Here is an 18,118-nt window from a genome sequence, read left to right as displayed (position 1 = left end):
AAAAGGTGACAGAGAAGGCGTGGGGGGAGATCAGAGGGCGCGCAGGGTCCAGCTCCAGCGGTGGACACCCGGTGCGATGAGGTACGACGGTGAGGTGTCGGGTCCGCACGAGGCGGTGCCCAGCCCGCGGTGGGCCGCGTCGAGATGGACCACGCACCCCGCCCTCGGGACGAGTTCGTCATGATGGGTCACGGCGGTCAGGTCCTCGGCGCGGTAACGGGTCACGGACACCTGCCGCGGCTCGTCCAGCGCGACCGTGAGACCGGTGGCGTCCGGCGCGGACAGCGTGAACCGCCGTACGCCGTGCCGCCCGCCGCTCTCCTGCGGACGCAGATAAGGGGTGAACAACTCGTCCACCGGTACGCAGTGATGGCCGACCGGCGCGCCGAAACCGCGGTCCGGATACGACTCCCAGGGGCCCTGTCCGTACCACTCCATCAGGTCCAGACCCGCCACCGTCTCGAACACGGACCCGACCCGCGCCACATCGGCGAGCCCGTCCGGCAGTTCGGCCCGCTCCTCGACACGGATGCCGCCCTCGACCGGCGTGAACACCTGCACATGGCGGACGACACCCGGCTCCGTCGCGTACTCGGCGTGCACGGTGACCTGCCCCGCCACCCGGCGTACGTCGACGACCTTGCGCACCGGCGTGTCCAGCCCCCAGGTCCGCCAGCGCAGCGCCATCCCGCCCAGCTCGTCGTTGTCGGTGGGCGCCCGCCACAGCGAGAGAACGGGGGCGGAGGCGAGCAGGGGATGTACCAGCAGCCCCTCCCCGTCGACCTCGACGGAACGGTTCTGCACCACCGGGGCGAGGCTCTCGAAGGGCGCCGCCGCGCGCAGCCGCACCTGCGGCAGACACACCACCGTCCCGCGCGGCGCCCACGGCTCGTCGTCGGCGGTCGTCACCCGCAGCGTCAGCCACGCCTCACCGCCGTCCTCGGGCAGCTCGAACGGCAGCGGCACCGCCGCCGTCTCACCGGGGCGCAGATCGGGCAGAGCGGCGGGCGCGGTCAGCGTGCCGCCGTCGGCCAGGGCCAGCTCCCACCGGGCGGACAGCCAGTCCGTGCCGCGGAAGTGCTGGTGGTTGCCGACGACGACGCCCTCGTGCCGGAAGCACTCCAGCCGCACCGGCGCCGCGATCTCCCGGTGCTCGTACATCACGGGCTTGGGCGTGCGGTCCGGGAAGACCACGCCGTCGGCGATGAACGCACCGTCGTGGATCCGCTCCCCGAAGTCGCCGCCGTACGCCCAGCGGTGGCCGGGCGCGGCGACACCGTTGTCATAGAGTCCGGCGCCCCCGCGGCCCACCGGTCTTCCGTTGTTCACACGCTGCAGGATGCCGTGGTCCCAGAACTCCCAGATGAAGCCGCCCTGAAGCCCCGGGGTGGACTCGATGGCCGCCCAGTGGTCCGCCAGCGTGCCGTTGCTGTTGCCCATCGCGTGGGAGTACTCGCACTGGATCAGCGGCTTGGTCTGCTCGCCGGACAGCGCGTGCGCGACGCAGTCCTCCAGCGACGCGTACATCGGGCAGGCGATGTCGGAGGCGAGCTCCGGGTCCGCCCAGCCGAGCTTGGCGGCGCCCTCGTACTGGATCGGCCGGGTCGGATCGTGCCGGCGCACCCAGCCCGCCGCCGCGTCGTGATTGGCGCCGTAGTCGGACTCGTTGCCCAGCGACCAGATGATCACCGAGGGGTGGTTCTTGTCCCGCAGCACCATCCGGGAGACCCGGTCCACGAAGGCGTTCAGATAGCGCGGGTCGTCGGCGATCTCGTGCGCGTGGTCATGGGACTCGATGTCCGCCTCGTCGACGACATAGAAACCGAGCTCGTCGGCGAGGTCGTACAGCGCCGGATCGCCCGGGTAGTGGGAGGTGCGGATCGCGTTGAAGCCGAAACGCTTCAGCACGACCAGATCGGCGCGCATGTCGTCGTACGACACCGTCGGCCCGGTCAGCGGATGGAAGTCGTGCCGGTTGACGCCCCGGACGAACACCCGCTCGCCGTTGACCAGCAGGTCCCGCCCGACGATCTCGACGTCCCGGAAGCCGACGCGGTGCTGCGAGGCGTCGGCGACCGTGCCGTCGGCGCGGTGCAGCCGCACGGTCAGGTCATACAGCTCGGGCGTCTCGGCGTTCCAGGTACGCACGTCGGCGACGGTGGTCTGCAGCCGTGCCTCGCCGAGGAAGTCGGAGACGCGGTCGTCGTCGGTGTTGGCCCGGTCGAACTCGGTGTCCTGCGTGAGCAGGTGACCGTCGAGTTCGCCGCTGACGTACCAGCCCTCGGGCAGCGCACCGCCTCCCGACTCCCGCACCCGGCAGTCGACCCGCAGTTCCCCGTACCGGCCCGCCCGCACGCTCACGTCGGCGAGGTGCAGCGGATCCGTCGCGTACAGCAGCACCGACCGGGTGACGCCCCCGTGCCACCACTGGTCCTGGTCCTCGATGTGCGAGGCGTCCGACCACTTCACGACCGTCAGCCGTACGACCGCCCGCTCACCGGCCCGCACCAGCCCCGTCAGGTCGAAGTCGGCGGCCAGATGGGAGTCCTTGGAGATGCCGACCGGCCGCCCGTTCACGTGCACGAGGAGGACGCTCTCGGCGGCCCCGACCTGGAGCACGATCCGCCGCCCCGCCCACTCGGCGGGCACGTCCACCGCACGCTCGTACACACCCGTCGGATTGTCGGCGGGCGACAGTGGAGGGAATTCTGTATACGGCATACGGACGTTCGTGTACTGCGGAGGGTCGTCGGTGTCCTGCATGGTCCAGACACCGGGAACGTATGCCGACGACCACATCTCCGCGACCGGCGCGTCCGGGGCCGGCAGCAGCTGGAAGCGCCAGTCGCCGTCCAGCTTCAGCGCCCCGGGGCGGCGGCCTGTGGCGTTCATCGGCAGCCGCCCCCAGGACGTCACCTCGGGTGTCTCCCAGGGGCGCAGCGCCAGCAAGGGGTCCATCAGCGGATGGCCCCCTTGCCGAGGTCGCCGATGATCTGCTTGGCGCCGATCGCGAAGACGATCAGCAGCGGGACGAGGGCGAGCAGCGCGCCGGTCATCACCATGCCGTAGTCGGTGGTGCCATGGACGCCGTTGAGCTGGGACAGCGCGACCTGGAGGGTGACGTTGTCCGGGTTGGTGAGGGCGATCAGGGGCCAGGCGTAGTCGTTCCACTGGGCCATGAAGGTGAAGATGCCGAGGAAGGCGAGACCCGGGCGGACGACCGGGAGGGCCACGTGCCAGTACTGGCGCAGGAAGTTCGCCCCGTCGATCTTCGAGGCGTCCAGCAGTTCGTCGTGGATCGCGCTCCGCATGTACTGGCGCATCCAGAAGATGCCGAACGCGTTGGCCGCGGCCGGCACGATGAGCGCCGTCATCGAGCCGATCCAGCCGATCTTCGCCATGATCACGAACTGCGGGATGATCGCCATCTGCGTCGGCACCATGAAGATCGCCATCAGCACGACGAACAGCAGCCTGCGGCCCGGGAAGTCGAACTTGGCGAAGACGAACGCGGCCAGCGAGTCGAAGAACAGGACCAGGAAGGTCACCGCACACGCCACGAGCAGCGAGTTGAACATCGAGCCGAAGAAGTCGATGTTGTCGAAGAGACTGCGCGCGTTCTGCAGGAAGTGTGAGCCGGGCAGCAGCTTCGGCGGGTAGGAGAAGATCTCGGTCGACGTGTGCGTCGACATGATGATGGCCCAGTAGAACGGGAAGGCCGACAGCAGCAGCCCGATGACGAGGACCGCGTGCAGTGCGATGCCCCGGCGCCGGACACCCTGTATGCCCTTGGGGCGCCTCGTGCCTTGGATGGATGCCATGGTGTTCGGGCCTCCCTAGTCTTCGTCGCGGCGCTGCACCAGCCGCCAGTTGATGATCGAGAAGATGACGACGACGAGGAAGATGCCCCACGCCACGGCGGCGCCGTAGCCGAAGTCGTTGTTGTCGAAGGTCTGCTGGAAGAAGTAGAGGACCATCGTCCGGCCCGCGTGGTCCGGACCGCCGGAGAACGTCGAGTCGTTCGAGGTGTTCTGCAGCAGGACCTGCGCTTCGGTGAAGCTCTGCAGGCCGGTGACCGTGGAGACCACGAGCACGAACAGCAGGGTCGGCCGCAGCAGGGGCAGCGTGATCCGGAAGAACGTCTGCAGGGGCCCGGCGCCGTCCATGCGCGCCGCCTCGTACAGCTCGCCCGGGATGGTCTGCAGTCCCGCGAGGAAGATGATCGCGTTGTAGCCGACCCACTGCCAGGTCATCAGCGTCGCGATGGCGACCTTGATGCCCCACGGCGTGTTCAGCCAGGCCACCTGGTCAAGGCCCAAGGCCTGCAACAGGGCGTTCACCAGGCCGAAGTTGGTGGAGAACACCGAGCCGAAGACGATCGCGATCGCCACCACCGAGGTGACGTTCGGCAGGAAGTAGGCGAACCGGTAGACGTTCTTGAAGCGGACCGCCGCGTTGAGCATCACGGCCGTGACCATCGCCAGGAAGATCATGGGGAAGGTGGCCAGCGCCCAGATGATGATCGTGTTGCCGATCGAGCTCCAGAAGTCGCTGTCGCTCACCAGGTACTGGTACTGCGACAGGCCCGCCCACTCCATCGAGCCGAGGCCGTCCCAGCGGTGGAAGGAGAGGTAGAGCGAGAAGCCGACGGGGATCAGACCGAAGGCGACGAACAGCAGATAGAACGGGGAGATCGCGGCATACAGGTGCCAGTACTTGCGCAACCCGTTCCTCGGCCGCACGGCGGGCGGGTCCGCCAGGACCACGGGGGGCTTCTCCAGGGCGGGGACGGTGGCCATCAGTAGCTCACCCCCAGGTGCTTCGCGATCCGCCGGCACTTGCTCATGGCGTCACTCCAGGCCTTCTCCGGGTCCTTGCCGAGGACGCCGACGTTCTTGATCTCGTCCTTGATGGGCTGCCCGAGCGCCACGTCGAAGGGGCTGTTGTAGGCGACCACGATCTTCTGCGCGGCGGGCCCGAAGACGTCCGTCGTCACCTGGCCGCCGAAGAACGGGTCGGGTTCGCGCAGTTGCTTCAGGCCGTACGAGGCCGGGGTGGAGGGGAAGAGACCCGCGTCGACGTACCCCGAGGCCTGGTTGGCCGCGTTGAGCATCCACGCGATGATCTCGAAGGCCCGCTCGGGCTCCCGGCACTCCTTGGTGATCGACAGGAAGGAGCCGCCGTTGTTGGAGGGCCGCACCGGCATGTCGGCGATCCGCCATCTGCCTTTGGTCTTCGGGTTGCCGTTCTTGATGTCGTACGTTGCCCAGGAGGCGCCGAGCTGGCTGGGCAGCTTGCCGGAGTCCACCGCCGAGATCTGGTCCGGGGTGCCGGTGACCAGGTTGGAGACGATCCCGCGCCGCTTGGCCTGAACGGCGAGCGCCCAGGCGCCCCGCACGTGCTCCTGGTCGCCGATGAAGTGCCGGTCCTTGTCGACGTACCGCTTGCTGCCCTGCTGGACCACGTTCTCGAAGACGCTGTTGACGTCAGTGAGCAGGCAGGTCCCCGGAATCCGCTTCCGGAGCTGCTCGCCCGCCGCGAAGTACTTCTCCCAGGTGTTGAGCTCCCGGGACACGTCGGCGGGCTCGTACGGCAGTCCCGCCTTGCGGAAGACCTCGTACTGGTAGAAGTGCGCGACCGGCCCGCAGTCGATGGGGAAGCCCACCATCGAGCCGTCGTCGGCGATGCCCTGGTCCCACTTCCAGGACAGGTACTGGCTCTTGTACTTCTCCGCGCCCAGGGTCCGCAGGTCCACGAACTGGTCCGCGTTGGGCAGGTAGGACGCCATGTCCTCGCCCTTGAGGCCGGCGATGTCGGGGATGTGGGCGCGGCCGGCCATCGTGGTGATCAGCTTGGACCGGTAGTAGCCGCCGATCTTGATGGCCTGGAGGTCGACCGTGCTGTCGTAACGGGCCTTGGCCTTGTCGATGACCGTGTCGCCCAGGCCGCCGTCCCAGTACCACAGGACCATCTTCCGGCCGGTCGAGCCGGTCGGAACGGCACAGCCGGACGCCAGGCCGCCCAGCGCGGTGGCGGCCGTGCCGGCCAGGCCCGCGCGCAGGAGGCCTCTTCGTGAGAGCCGCACAGCTCCCACCGCCTTTCGGATCTGTTCGTGACTTCGCATACGAGGGGGGATGTCGGGGGTCTTACGAGCCCGGGGGGTCAGTGCTGCCGTGCGGGAGGCGTCACCGGGGCGTACTGGACGGGCGGACCGGGATCGCCGGGCAGTCGCTCGGCCAGGAAGCCGTACGTCCGCTTCAGCTCGGGATCGGTCAGGGAGCGCCACCAGCGGTCGATGCCGTACCAGCCGGGCGCCGCCAGCGCGCCGCCGTGGTGCTGTACGGACAGGCCGGCGGCCAGTACGGCGAACCGCAGCCGTTCCTCCAGCGGCCAGCCGCCGAGCGAGGCCGCCACGAAGCTCGCGCCGAAGACGTCCCCGGCGCCCGTCGCGTCCAGGACGTCGAGGTCGAGGGCGGGCACGTCGGCGTACTCGCCGGTGCTCTGGTCCACGGCGACGGCGCCGTCGCCGCCGCGTGTCACCACGGCCACCGGAACCAGTTCGGCGAGCGTGCCGAGGGCCGCGACCGCGCTGTCGGTGCGGGTGTAGGCCATCGCCTCGGTCTCGTTGGGCAGGAAGGCGTGGCACAGGGAGAGCTGGTCCAGGAGGGCGGTGGACCACTCCTGGGTGGGGTCCCAGCCGACGTCGGCGTAGATCTGGGTGCCGTTCGCGGCGGCCTTGGCGAGCCAGGCGCGCGGTTCGGCCTCGAGGTGCACGAGGGCGGTGCGCGCCTCGGGCGGGTCGCCCATCAGTGCGTCCTGCGAGTACGGCGGTTCCTGGCCGTGCGTGACGAGGGCCCGGTCCTGGCCGTGTGCGAGCGCGACGGTGACCGGGGTGTGCCAGCCCTGGGCGACGCGGGACAGCGAGAGGTCGACGCCTTCCTGGCCGGCGAGGATCTCCTGGCAGTACGCGCCGTAGAAGTCGTCGCCGAAGACCGTCGCCAGGGAGGTCCTCAGACCGAAGCGGGCGGCGGCGGCGGCCAGGTTGGCGATGCCGCCGGGGCCGCAGCCCATGCCGGCCGTCCAGATCTCCTCGCCCGGCGTGGGCGGCCTGTCCAGACCGGTGAGGACGAGGTCGTAGAAGAGCAGCCCGGTCAGCAGCACGTCGGGCCGGTCGTCGTCCACGCGCACATCCTCTCGTCGGGAGAGCTCGTCAAAACTCTTCATTTCGTGACCGGAATCGTGCGCTGCTCGGCGACATTGGTCAAGACCTCAGCAGAAGTGAGCATAGAAATGATTGAAGATGACGAGTAGTGTTCACGTCGTGCTGGCAGAACGACGACATCAACTCATCCTGCGGGTCCTTCGCTCCGGCGGACCCGCGGCCGTGACCGATCTCTCCGAGCAGCTGGGTGTGAGCCCCGCCACGGTCAGACGCGACCTCGTCAAACTCGAGGAGGACGGCCTGCTGACGCGGGTGCACGGCGGCGCCGTGGCCGACGAGGGCGACCAGCCCTTCGCCGAGGTCGCCGAGGTGCGCGTGGCCGAGAAGGACGCCATAGCCGCGCATGCCGCCGCCATGGTCGCCGACGGTCAGTCGGTGCTGCTCGACATCGGCACCACCGCCTACCGCCTGGCCCGCCAACTGCACGGCCGCCGCCTCACCGTGATCACCAGCAACCTCGTGGTCTACGAGGAGCTCGCCGACGACGAGGGCATCGAGCTGGTGCTGCTCGGCGGCATGGTCCGCCGCGAGTACCGCTCCCTGGTCGGCTTCCTCACCGAGGACAACCTGCGCCAGCTGCATGCCGACTGGCTCTTCCTCGGCACCAGTGGAGTGCGCCCGGGCGGGCAGGTGATGGACACGACGGTCGTCGAGGTCCCGGTGAAACGGGCCATGATCAAGGCCAGTGACAAGGTCGTCCTGCTCGCCGACTCGGCGAAGTTTCCGGGTACCGGCATGGCGAAGGTCTGCGGTCCCGAGGACCTGGACGCGGTGGTGACGAACGCGCCGGTGAACGCGGCGACGCGGTCCTCCCTGGAGGAGGCCGGCGTCGACGTGGTCATGGCAGGAGAACCACGGAAATCTGGAAAGGCGGGCGCAGCGTGAAGCTGACGATTCTGGGCGGCGGCGGATTCCGCGTACCGCTCGTGTACGGGGCGCTGCTGACGGACCACGCCGAGGGCCGGGTCACGGAAGTCGTTCTGCACGATCTGGACGACAGTCGACTGTATGCAGTCGCCCGTGTACTGGATGAGCAGGCCGCCGACGTACCCGACGCACCCAAGGTGACCGCCACCACCGACCTCGACGAGGCCCTGCGCGGCGCCGACTTCATCTTCTCCGCGATCCGCGTCGGCGGACTGGAGGGCCGGGCCCACGACGAGCGGGTGGCGCTGGCCGAGGGTGTCCTCGGCCAGGAGACCGTCGGCGCGGGCGGCATCGCGTACGGCCTGCGGACGGTCCCCGTGGCCGTCGACATCGCGCGCCGCGTGGCCCGCCTCGCCCCCGACGCCTGGCTCATCAACTTCACCAACCCGGCCGGACTGGTCACCGAGGCCATGTCCCGCCACCTGGGCGACCGCGTCATCGGCATCTGCGACTCGCCGGTCGGCCTCGGCCGCCGTATCGCCCGCGTGCTCGGCGCCAACCCGCGCGAGGCCTGGATCGACTACGTCGGCCTCAACCACCTCGGCTGGGTCCGCGGCCTGCGCGTCGCCGGCCGCGACGAGCTCCCGCGCCTGCTCGCCGACCCCGACCTGCTCGGCTCCTTCGAGGAGGGCAAGCTCTTCGGCGTCGACTGGCTGCAGTCCCTGGGAGCCATTCCCAACGAATACCTGCACTACTACTACTTCAACCGGGAAGCCGTCCGCGCCTACCAGCAGGCCGAGAAGACCCGCGGCGCCTTCCTCGCCGACCAGCAGGCCCGCTTCTACGAAGAGATGAAGCGCCCCGACGCGGCCGCCCTGACCGCCTGGGACCGCACCCGCGCCGAGCGCGAGGCCACCTACATGTCCGAGAACCGGGAGACGGCCGGCGCCGGCGAGCGCGACGCCGACGACCTGTCCGGCGGCTACGAGAAGGTGGCCCTCGCCCTGATGCGGGCCATCGCCCGCGACGAGCGCACGACCCTGATCCTCAACGTCCGCAACCAGGGCACCCTCTCGGTGCTCGACGCGGACGCCGTCATCGAGGTGCCCTGCCTGGTCGACGCCAACGGGGCGCACCCGGTCGCCGTCGCCCCGCTGCCCGACCACGCCACCGGCCTGGTCTGCTCGGTGAAGGCCGTCGAGCGGGAGGTGCTGGCCGCCGCCGAGTCCCACTCCCGTGCGACGGCCGTGAAGGCCTTCGCGCTGCACCCGCTGGTCGACTCGGTCAACGTGGCCCGGCGCCTGGTCGAGGGGTACACCGACGTCCACCCCGGTCTCGCGTACCTTGACTGAGCGCGCTCGGTAAGCGCTTTCCACCCCTTCTGGCTTCCCTGGTTCCTGGAGATCTTCATGCACGACGAACGCCGCCGGATCGAGGAGCGCGTCGAGCGCGTCCACACCCAGCGCATCAAGCCCGCGATCTACGCGGCCACCGTCCCCTTCGAGGTCGAGGCCTGGCAGGCGCCGGGGGAGCCGGTGCCCTTCGCGGAGGCCGCCGCCGCGCCCTACGAGCCCTTCGCGATGGACACCCCGTGGGGCCCGCCCTGGGGCACCACCTGGTTCCGGATGCGCGGGCAGGTCCCCGCCGAGTGGGCCGGACAGCGCGTCGAGGCGGTCATCGACCTCGGCTTCGTGGGCGACTGGCCCGGCAACCAGGCCGAGGCGCTGGTCCACCTCACGGACGGGACGCCCCTGAAGGCGGTCAACCCGCTCAACCAGTACGTGCCGATCGCCAACCCCGCGACGGGCGGCGAGGTGATCGACTACCTGGTCGAGGCGGCCTCCAACCCCGACATCCTCGCGAACAACTTCTCGGCCCCGACCCTGATGGGCGACATCCTGACGGCGGGCGACAAGCCGCTGTACACCTTCCAGCGCGCCGACCTCGCCGTCCTCGACGAGGACGTGTGGCACCTAGACCTGGACCTCCAGGTGCTGACCGAGCTCATGGTCCACCTCGCCGAGCACGAGCCGCGCCGGCACGAGATCATGCACGCCCTGGACCGGGCCATGGACACCCTGGACCTGGACGACGTCTCCGGCAGCGCCGCCGCAGTCCGCGAGGTACTCGCCCCCGTCCTGGCCCGGCCCGCCCACGCCAGCGCTCACACCGTCTCCGGCGTCGGCCACGCGCACATCGACTCCGCCTGGCTGTGGCCGATCCGCGAGACCAAGCGCAAGACGTCCCGCACCTTCTCCAACGTGACGTCCCTGGCCGACGAGTACGAGGACTTCATCTTCGCCTGCTCGCAGGCCCAGCAGTACGAGTGGGTGCGCGACAACTATCCGAAGGTCTGGTCCCGCATCCAGGACTCGGTGAAGAAGGGCCAGTGGGCCCCGGTCGGCGGCATGTGGGTCGAGGCCGACGGCAACCTGCCCGGCGGCGAGGCGATGGCCCGTCAGCTCATCCACGGCAAGCGGTTCTTCATCGAGCACTTCGGCGTCGAGACCAAGGGCGTCTGGCTGCCGGACTCCTTCGGCTACACCGCGGCCTACCCGCAGCTCGCCAAGCTCGCCGGCAACGAGTGGTTCCTGACCCAGAAGATCTCCTGGAACCAGACCAACAAGTTCCCCCACCACACCTTCTGGTGGGAGGGTATCGACGGCACCCGCATCTTCACCCACTTCCCGCCGGTCGACACCTACAACGCCCGCTTCAGCGGCGAGGAGATGGACCGCGCGGTCCGCAACTACCGTGAGAAGGGCGGCGGTACGCGCTCCCTCGCACCCTTCGGCTGGGGCGACGGCGGTGGCGGCCCCACCCGCGAGATCATGGAACGGGCGCGCCGGCTGGCCGACCTGGAGGGCTCGCCCAAGGTCGTCATCGAGCACCCCGACGCGTTCTTCGCCAAGGCCCGCGAGGAGTACCAGGAGGCGCCGGTCTGGAACGGCGAGCTCTACCTGGAGCTGCACCGCGCCACCTACACCTCCCAGGCCCGCACCAAGCAGGGCAACCGCCGCAGCGAACACAAGCTCCGCGAGGCCGAGCTGTGGGCGACGACGGCCGCGCTGCACGCGCCGGGCTACGCGTACCCGTACGAGAAGCTCGACCGGCTGTGGAAGACGGTCCTGCTGCACCAGTTCCACGACATCCTGCCGGGCTCCTCGATCGCCTGGGTGCACCGGGAGGCGGAGGCCGAATACGCCCGTGTCGCCGAGGAGCTGGAGGCGCTGACGGCCGAGGCGGTCGCGGCGCTGGGCGCCGGCGGCACCCGGGTGTTCAACACCAGCCCCTGCGACCGGGCGGAGGTCGTCCGTACGGCCGACGGCACACCGGCGTACGTGGAGGTGCCCGCCGGCGGCAGCGCGCCCCTGACCGACGCCGAGCCCGCGCAGCCGGTGAAGGCGGACGGCCTGGTTCTCGACAACGGTCTGGTCCGTGTACAGGTTGCGGAAGACGGCACACTGTCTTCTGTCTACGATCTGCGGTCGAACCGCGAAGTGCTCGCCGACAAGGGCAACCTGCTCCGCCTGCACACCGACCTCCCGAACTACTGGGACGCCTGGGACATCGACAAGCACTACAAGAACCGCTATACGGACCTCCTGTCCCCCGACTCCGTCGAGCTCGTCTCGGCCGACCCCCTGCTCGGCGCGATCCGCGTCACGCGGTCCTTCGGCAAGGGCTCGACGCTCACCCAGACCATCACCCTCCGCGCCGACAGCCCCCGCATCGACTTCGAGACCGAGATCGACTGGCACGAGGCCGAGAAGATCCTCAAGGCCGGCTTCCCGGTGGACGTCCGGGCGGCGCACTCCTCCGCGGAGATCCAGTTCGGCCACGTCCAGCGCCCCACCCACACCAACACCAGCTGGGAGGCGGCCCGCTTCGAGGTCTCCGGCCACCGCTGGGCGCACATCGGCGAACCCGGCTACGGCGTCGCGGTCATCAACGACTCCACGTACGGCCACGACGTCTCCCGCACGGTCCGCGAGGACGGCGGTACGACCACCTCGGTCCACCTCAGCCTGGTACGCGCCCCGCGCATCCCGGACCCCGAGGCCGACCAGGGCAAGCACAAGTTCACGTACTCCCTGCTCCCCGGCGCCACGATCGGCGACGCGGTCGCCGAGGGCTACGCCCTCAATCTGCCGCTGCGGGTGGTGGACGCGGCGGGCGCACCCGCGCCGGTGGTGTCCGTGGACGGCGACGGTCTGACCGTCGAGGCGGTCAAGCTCGCCGACGACGAGTCCGGTGACGTGGTCGTGCGGTTGTACGAGTCGCGCGGCGGCCGCGCCCGGGGCGTGCTGCGCACCGGATTCCCGCTCGCCGGCGCGCAGGTCACCGACCTGCTGGAGCGGCCACTGCCCGAGGAGGCCGCGGAGATCGACGGCGACGGCGCGATCGCGGTCTCGCTGCGGCCCTTCCAGGTCCTGACGCTCCGTCTGCGGCGCGGCGTCACCGGCCGATAGCGACCGGCCCCCAGGGGCGGGCACGCTAGCCGCGCCCGCCCCTTTCTCGAAGCGACCTTGCCCTGACGAGGAGTTCAGCCGTGCCCATGCAGCCGTGGTTCACCGACGCCAAGTTGGGGATCTTCGTCCACTGGGGAATCTATGCCGTCGACGGCGTCCAGGAGTCCTGGTCGTTCTACGACGACATCGTGCCGCACGACCAGTACATGTCCCAGCTCGCCCGCTTCACCGGCGGGAACTACGACCCGCGCGCCTGGGCCGACCTCTTCGCCCGGGCAGGCGCCAGGTACGCCGTCCTCACCAGCCGGCACCACGACGGCGTCGCCCTGTGAGACAGCGCGTACGGCGACCTCAACCTCGGCCGCGACTACATCGGCCCCTACGCCGACGCCCTGCGCGAGAAGGGCCTCAAGGTCGGTCTGTACTACTCGCACTCGGACTGGAACCACCCCGACTACGCCAGCACCCGCAAGCCGGGCCGCCCGCCGGAGCAGGAGGACAACCGCTACTCCGAGGTCGCGGCCGAGTTCGAGGACCTCGAGGCCTGGGAGCGGTTCCTCGCCTACCGCGACGGCCAGATCCGCGAACTGGCCTCCCGCTACCGGCCCGACCTGCTGTGGTTCGACGGCGAGTGGGACCGCAGCGAGGAGCAGTGGCGCATCAGGGAACTCGCCGCGCTCATCCGCTCGTACACGCCCGACGTCGTCTTCAACGCCCGCATGCTCAGCGAGGGCGACTACGCCACCCCCGAACAGGGCGCCCCCATCGAACCCCCGGACGGCCCCTGGGAGTTGTGCCTGACGATCAACGACTCGTGGGGTTACCAGCACCACGACCACAACCACAAGTCGCTCACCCAGCTGATCCGCTACTTCACCGAGACCATCGGCGGGGGCGGCAACCTCCTCCTCGACGTCGGCCCGATGGAGGACGGCACCATCCCCGAGCCGCAGGTGGAGCGCCTCGAAGGCCTGGGGGAGTGGATCCGCAAGCACTCCGAGGCCGTGTACGGGACGGTGCGCGGACTGCCGGCCGGGCACCACTACGGGCCCAGCACCCTCTCCGCCGACCGCCGCACCCTCTACCTCACTCTGTACGACATCCCGCGCGCCGAGATCGGTGTGCGCGGCCTGGTCACGCCGGTCCGCAGGGTGACCGTCCTCGGCACCGGCACCGAACTCGCCCACCGGGTCGTCGGCGGACTCCACGAGGCCGTCGGCGTGCTGTGGATCGACCCGCCCGCCGCGGCCGACCTCGACCCGCACGCCACGGTCCTCGCGGTCGAACTGGACGGGGAGGTGGAGCTGTACCGCGGGTCGGGACGCTTCTGAGATCCCCCTCCCAGGGCAGTTCCCATGAAGAATTAAGAAAACGGTAAATCGCCTGGTCACGGGCGGAATTGGCGGTTCCGTGACCACGGTGCTTTGCCTGCGCGACACCTGAAGTTCGCCTGCTCCCTCTGGGATGCGGTCGCACGGCGCAAGAGAAAGGTGTCACGGTGCGAGACCCGCGTATGTCCGCGATCGGCAAGGGGCTGAGGCGTCGGGGGAGGCTGATGAGGGAAGCGGTGAGCCCGCCGCGCCGGAACCTGAACGCCGTACCCGCGCCCCGCTCCCGGCCCGCCGACGAGCAGTACACCGCTCCGCGCGCCCCGCGCCTGGTGGAGTCGCCGGTGTTCGTGCTGTCCTCGGAGCGCTCCGGCTCGACCCTGCTCAGGGTGCTGCTGAACAGCCACAGCCGCATCCGCGCCCCGCACGAGATGCATCTGCGCACGCTGCACGTCGAGTTGACCCGCGACTTCACCGCGGAGGCCATGAAGGCGCTCGAACTGAACCGGGAAGAGCTGGAGCACGTCCTGTGGGACCGGGTGCTGCATCTCGAACTCGCCCGCAGCGGCAAGGACGTCATCGTCGACAAGACGCCCGCCAACACCCTCATCTGGCCCCGGCTGCACCGATGTTGGCCCGACGCCCGCTACCTCGTCCTGCTGCGCCACCCGGGCGCGGTCATCACGTCCCTGACCAACCGCCGCGCGGATCCCGACCACGACGCCATCCGCGCCGAAGTCCTCGACTACGGCGAGCGGCTGGAGGAGGGCAGGCAGAGCCTGGACGCCCACGTGGTCAGGTACGAGGACCTCACCGCCGACCCGGAGCGGGCCACTCGCGGCCTGTGCGACTACCTCGGCGTTCCGTGGGAGAGCGCGATGCTCGACTACGGCAGCAAGGACCACGGTGCCTTCCGCCCGCAGCTCGGCGACTGGTCCAGCACCATCAAGTCGGGCCGCATCCGGCCCGCGCGCGCGTCCGGCCCGGGGGTCGAACTTCCGCCCCAGCTGAGCGAGTTGGCCAGGCAATGGGGCTACCCGGTCGAGTGAACCGGGCCCATGCCCGCAGCCTCGGCCACCCGGACGAGGGGCTTCGCACCGGTCCTCACCCGTGCCGCCGACGGCGCGGTCGGCGCGGGTGAGGTGAGTGCGGAACCGTGGAGGCTAGGCCGGTGCGATGGCCGAAGCGGAAGCCGAGGCCGAGGCTGTCGCGGAAGCCGTGGTGTCGGTCTCCGCGGAGACCGGCTCCGCCTGCTGCGGGGCCGGTGCGGGGACCGCCGGGAGCGGGTCCTGCACCTCCGCGCGCTGCTGGGGGATGGACACCGGCCGCAGCTGGCGCGGGCCCGAGACCACCGTGTAGTCCTGGCCCAGGAACGGCGGCACGATCTCGCCCGGGTCCTCGCCCAGCGCCAACTGCACAGCCGCCCAAGGGGCGTTGACCCCGCACAGCGCCAGCTGGTGCAACCCGCCCGCCGGGCGCGTGTTGACGTCCATCAGGACCGGCGTCCCGCCGAACATCCGGAACTGGATGTTGGACAGGTAGTGCAGCCCGAAGCCCTCCGCGATCCGCCGCGCCGGCTCCAGCCACTGCTCGGCGAGCGTGAACCCGCGTCGGCGGCCGTTCTTGGTGCGGCCGATGGCCAGCCGGATCCGGTTGTCGGGGCCGGTGAGGCAGTCCACCGACACCTCCGGCTGCTCCAGCCGCGGCATGACCAGCCAGTCGACCGGCTCCTCCCCCTCCGCGTCGGCCTGCTTGAGGACCTCCAGGACAAGATCCAGCGGGACGTACGGGCTCGGGAAGCCGTTGAGGTGCATGAGCGAGAAGGGGGCGCGCGTGATCACGCGGAAGCCCACCCCGCCCGCACCGGACGCCGGCTTGAAGCACGCCTTGTGGCCGCCCGCCTCCAACTCCTCGACAGCGGCGACGAGTTGGTCCGCGTCGCGTACCCGCCACCACGGCGGAACCGGCGCGCCGATCGCCTGGACCGCCTCGTAGGCGATCACCTTGTCGTGGAAGACGGCCACCGCCTCCGGGGGCGGTGCCAGCAGGGCCGTACCGGCCGCCTCGAAGTCGGCGCGGTGCGCCACGATCGCCGACTGGTGCAGCCGGGGCACGAAGACGTCGATGCCGCGCCGCGTGCACTGGTCGAGCGCGTACTCGACGTACGCGGCCGGGGACAGGCCCTCCGGCTCCAGGTCGGCGGTGTCGGCCGCGGCCAGTACGGGGGAGTCCGCGTCGCCGTGCGTTGCATGGATCTCGACGGCGCGGTCGCTGGGATTTCGCCGCAGCTGATCCATGAAGAACACGTTCTCCGCGTACGTGCGGTTGAGCCAGACGCGTACGCGAGAGACCATGCAGGCCGCCTTTCACGGTTCGCGGGCAGGGCGGAGCTCGCCCGTGCCCGGGCAGGGTGGTTGGAGGAACACCGAACCGCCCCGTGCGAGGGGCGTTCATGGGCGGGTGGTGTTGGGGCGATCATACGGCTTTGAAGGGGTGCCGCGTGCAACGTGCGTGTTACGGATTTTCCGATCATGCTGACACCGTGGTGAGGGGCATGATCGGGGCGTGTCGCGGGGTGCGCCGAAGATCGGCCGGCTCGATCCGGGCTTGTACTCACCAGGGCCACTGTGTTGTCGTGGTCCTCTTCGGGTGCTCGCAGGGGGAGAAGTGACGTCGACGGTCGGCGGTGCCGGGCAGCTGCTGGCCATCAGCGATCTGCACATCGGGTACGAGGAGAACCGCGCCCTCGTCGAGAGGATGCGCCCCGAGACGGACGAGGACTGGCTCCTGGTGGCCGGCGACGTCTCGGAGACCGTGTCCGACATCCGCTGGGCCCTGGAAACCCTCGCCGGCCGCTTCCGCAAGGTCCTGTGGGCCCCCGGCAACCACGAACTGTGGACCCATCCGAAGGACCCGGTCACCCTGCGCGGAGTCGCCCGCTACGACCACCTGGTCGCCCTGTGCCGGGAACTCGGCGTGACGACACCCGAGGACCCCTACCCCGTGTGGGACGGCCCCGGCGGCCCGGTCGTCGTCGCACCCCTGTTCCTCCTGTACGACTACTCCTTCCTGCCGGCCGGCTGCGCGACCAAGGAACAGGGACTGGAGTACGCGCACGGCACGGGCATCGTGTGCAACGACGAGTACCTGCTGCACCCCGACCCGTACCCGTCCCGCGAGGCCTGGTGCCGGGCCCGCCTCGCCGAGACCGAACGCCGGCTCGCCGCCCTGCCCGACGACCTGCCGACGATCCTCGTCAACCACTACCCCCTGGACCGGCATCCCACGGACGTCCTGTGGCACCCCGAGTTCGCCATGTGGTGCGGCACCACCCGCACCGCCGACTGGCACCGCAGGTTCCGTGTCGAGACCATGGTCTACGGCCATCTCCACATCCCGCGGACCACCTGGCACGAGGGCGTCCGCTTCGAAGAGGTGTCCGTGGGATACCCCCGCGAGTGGCGCACACGCCAGGAGCCGCCGGGGCGGCTGCGCCGGATCGTGCCCAGGGAGGTCGGGGCCCGGTGATCGAGGAACTGGTGCCGGCCACGGTGGTGGCCGTGGAGGCGTACGGCCACGAAGAGGCCGGGAACACGCGGCTGTACCCCGAGGAAGAGGCCGTCCTGACCCAGGCGGTGCCCAAACGGCGCCGCGAGTTCACCGCCGTACGCGGGTGCGCCCGCCGGGCCATGGAGAAGCTCGGCGTGCCGCCGCAGCCCGTCCTGCCCGGGGAACGCGGCGCCCCGCGCTGGCCCGCCGGCCTCACCGGCAGCATGACCCACTGCGACGGATACTGCGCCGCCGCCCTGGTCCGCGCCACCGACCTCGCCTCACTCGGCATCGACGCCGAACCCGACGGCCCGCTCCCGGACGGTGTCCTGCCGTCGGTGTCGCTGCCCGCGGAACGCGACCGGCTGCTCCGGCTCGCCCGGGACCACCCCGGCACGCACTGGGACCGGCTGCTGTTCAGCGCCAAGGAATCCGTCTACAAGGCGTGGTTCCCCCTCACCGGGCAGTGGCTGGACTTCAGCGAGGCCGACATCGAGATCCTCGTCGCCCCCGGAGCACGGCTGGGCGGCACCTTCCGCGCCGAACTCCTCGTACCCGGGCCATGGGTGGGCGGCCGGCGGCTCGGACACTTCGACGGCCGCTGGACCGCCCGGCGAGGGCTGGTGGCGACGGCGGTCGCCGTGCCGCAGGCCTGACGGCCTTCGTGCGGCACGGCTGAC

Annotated in this window: 12 protein-coding genes and 1 pseudogene; 7 read left to right on the top strand and 6 right to left on the bottom strand. The window is 70.3% G+C overall.

The window, feature by feature from the left end:
• Window positions 1-30: 30 nt before the first annotated feature.
• From AC5P09_RS10800 to AC5P09_RS10780, 5 genes are all read right to left on the bottom strand, one after another.
• Complete coding sequence (locus AC5P09_RS10800; protein WP_493873639.1) at window positions 31-2,958, bottom strand: glycoside hydrolase family 2 TIM barrel-domain containing protein; 2,928 nt, start codon at window positions 2,956-2,958, stop codon at window positions 31-33.
• Entirely contained in the window at window positions 2,958-3,821 is an 864-nt protein-coding gene (locus AC5P09_RS10795) for a carbohydrate ABC transporter permease (RefSeq protein WP_493873638.1), read from the bottom strand. Before AC5P09_RS10795 ends, AC5P09_RS10800 begins: the two co-directional genes overlap by 1 nt.
• Before the next feature lie 15 nt (window positions 3,822-3,836).
• The gene (locus AC5P09_RS10790) at window positions 3,837-4,799 is read right to left on the bottom strand and encodes a carbohydrate ABC transporter permease (RefSeq protein WP_493873637.1); all 963 of its coding nucleotides are present in this window, start codon (window positions 4,797-4,799) and stop codon (window positions 3,837-3,839) included.
• The gene (locus AC5P09_RS10785) at window positions 4,799-6,085 is read right to left on the bottom strand and encodes an ABC transporter substrate-binding protein (protein WP_493873695.1); all 1,287 of its coding nucleotides are present in this window, start codon (window positions 6,083-6,085) and stop codon (window positions 4,799-4,801) included. Before AC5P09_RS10785 ends, AC5P09_RS10790 begins: the two co-directional genes overlap by 1 nt.
• A 77-nt stretch (window positions 6,086-6,162) precedes the next feature.
• Complete coding sequence (locus AC5P09_RS10780) at window positions 6,163-7,182, bottom strand: carbohydrate kinase family protein (RefSeq protein WP_493873636.1); 1,020 nt, start codon at window positions 7,180-7,182, stop codon at window positions 6,163-6,165.
• Between the two features lie 139 nt (window positions 7,183-7,321).
• On the opposite strand from AC5P09_RS10780, the gene AC5P09_RS10775 reads away from it, so the two are divergent.
• The 5 genes and pseudogenes from AC5P09_RS10775 to AC5P09_RS10755 all read left to right on the top strand — a co-directional run bounded on the left by AC5P09_RS10775 (window position 7,322) and on the right by AC5P09_RS10755 (window position 14,938).
• Complete coding sequence (locus tag AC5P09_RS10775) at window positions 7,322-8,107, top strand: DeoR/GlpR family DNA-binding transcription regulator (protein ID WP_493873635.1); 786 nt, start codon at window positions 7,322-7,324, stop codon at window positions 8,105-8,107.
• Complete coding sequence (locus AC5P09_RS10770; protein WP_493873634.1) at window positions 8,104-9,441, top strand: 6-phospho-beta-glucosidase; 1,338 nt, start codon at window positions 8,104-8,106, stop codon at window positions 9,439-9,441. Before AC5P09_RS10775 ends, AC5P09_RS10770 begins: the two co-directional genes overlap by 4 nt.
• Window positions 9,442-9,498: 57 nt before the next feature.
• A complete protein-coding gene (locus AC5P09_RS10765) occupies window positions 9,499-12,561 on the top strand; it encodes an alpha-mannosidase (RefSeq protein WP_493873633.1) in 3,063 nt (1,020 codons plus the stop codon).
• Between the two features lie 80 nt (window positions 12,562-12,641).
• Window positions 12,642-13,892 (top strand): annotated as a pseudogene (locus tag AC5P09_RS10760) (alpha-L-fucosidase).
• Between the two features lie 167 nt (window positions 13,893-14,059).
• Window positions 14,060-14,938 carry a sulfotransferase family protein gene (locus AC5P09_RS10755; RefSeq protein WP_493873632.1) on the top strand — a complete coding sequence of 293 codons (879 nt, stop codon included), beginning with the start codon at window positions 14,060-14,062 and terminating at the stop codon, window positions 14,936-14,938.
• Between the two features lie 114 nt (window positions 14,939-15,052).
• Here the strand turns inward: AC5P09_RS10755 and AC5P09_RS10750 are convergent, their stop codons facing one another.
• A complete protein-coding gene (locus AC5P09_RS10750; protein ID WP_493873631.1) occupies window positions 15,053-16,243 on the bottom strand; it encodes an ATP-grasp domain-containing protein in 1,191 nt (396 codons plus the stop codon).
• A gap of 313 nt (window positions 16,244-16,556) precedes the next feature.
• Here AC5P09_RS10750 and AC5P09_RS10745 point away from each other — a divergent pair, with 313 nt between their 5' ends.
• Both AC5P09_RS10745 and AC5P09_RS10740 read left to right on the top strand, forming a co-directional pair.
• Window positions 16,557-17,417: a metallophosphoesterase family protein gene (locus tag AC5P09_RS10745; protein WP_493873630.1), complete on the top strand. Its 861-nt coding sequence runs from the start codon at window positions 16,557-16,559 to the stop codon at window positions 17,415-17,417.
• Entirely contained in the window at window positions 17,414-18,094 is a 681-nt protein-coding gene (locus AC5P09_RS10740) for a 4'-phosphopantetheinyl transferase family protein (protein WP_493873629.1), read from the top strand. The genes AC5P09_RS10745 and AC5P09_RS10740 overlap by 4 nt, the downstream gene beginning before the upstream one ends.
• The last annotated feature ends 24 nt before the right edge of the window (window positions 18,095-18,118 follow it).

The organism is Streptomyces sp. a15, from assembly GCF_059026085.1.
The sequence above is the reverse complement of the archived record's forward strand: the minus strand, read 5'-3'. Positions and strand labels throughout refer to the sequence as shown.

Bases quoted from the DNA above. Each gene is read 5' to 3' on its own strand.
- AC5P09_RS10750 (WP_493873631.1), bottom strand. From the start codon at position 16,243: ATGGTCTCTCGCGTACGCGTCTGGCTCAACCGCACGTACGCGGAGAAC.
- AC5P09_RS10800 (WP_493873639.1), bottom strand. From the start codon at position 2,958: ATGGACCCCTTGCTGGCGCTGCGCCCCTGGGAGACACCCGAGGTGACG.
- AC5P09_RS10790 (WP_493873637.1), bottom strand. From the start codon at position 4,799: ATGGCCACCGTCCCCGCCCTGGAGAAGCCCCCCGTGGTCCTGGCGGAC.
- AC5P09_RS10765 (WP_493873633.1), top strand. From the start codon at position 9,499: ATGCACGACGAACGCCGCCGGATCGAGGAGCGCGTCGAGCGCGTCCAC.
- AC5P09_RS10795 (WP_493873638.1), bottom strand. From the start codon at position 3,821: ATGGCATCCATCCAAGGCACGAGGCGCCCCAAGGGCATACAGGGTGTC.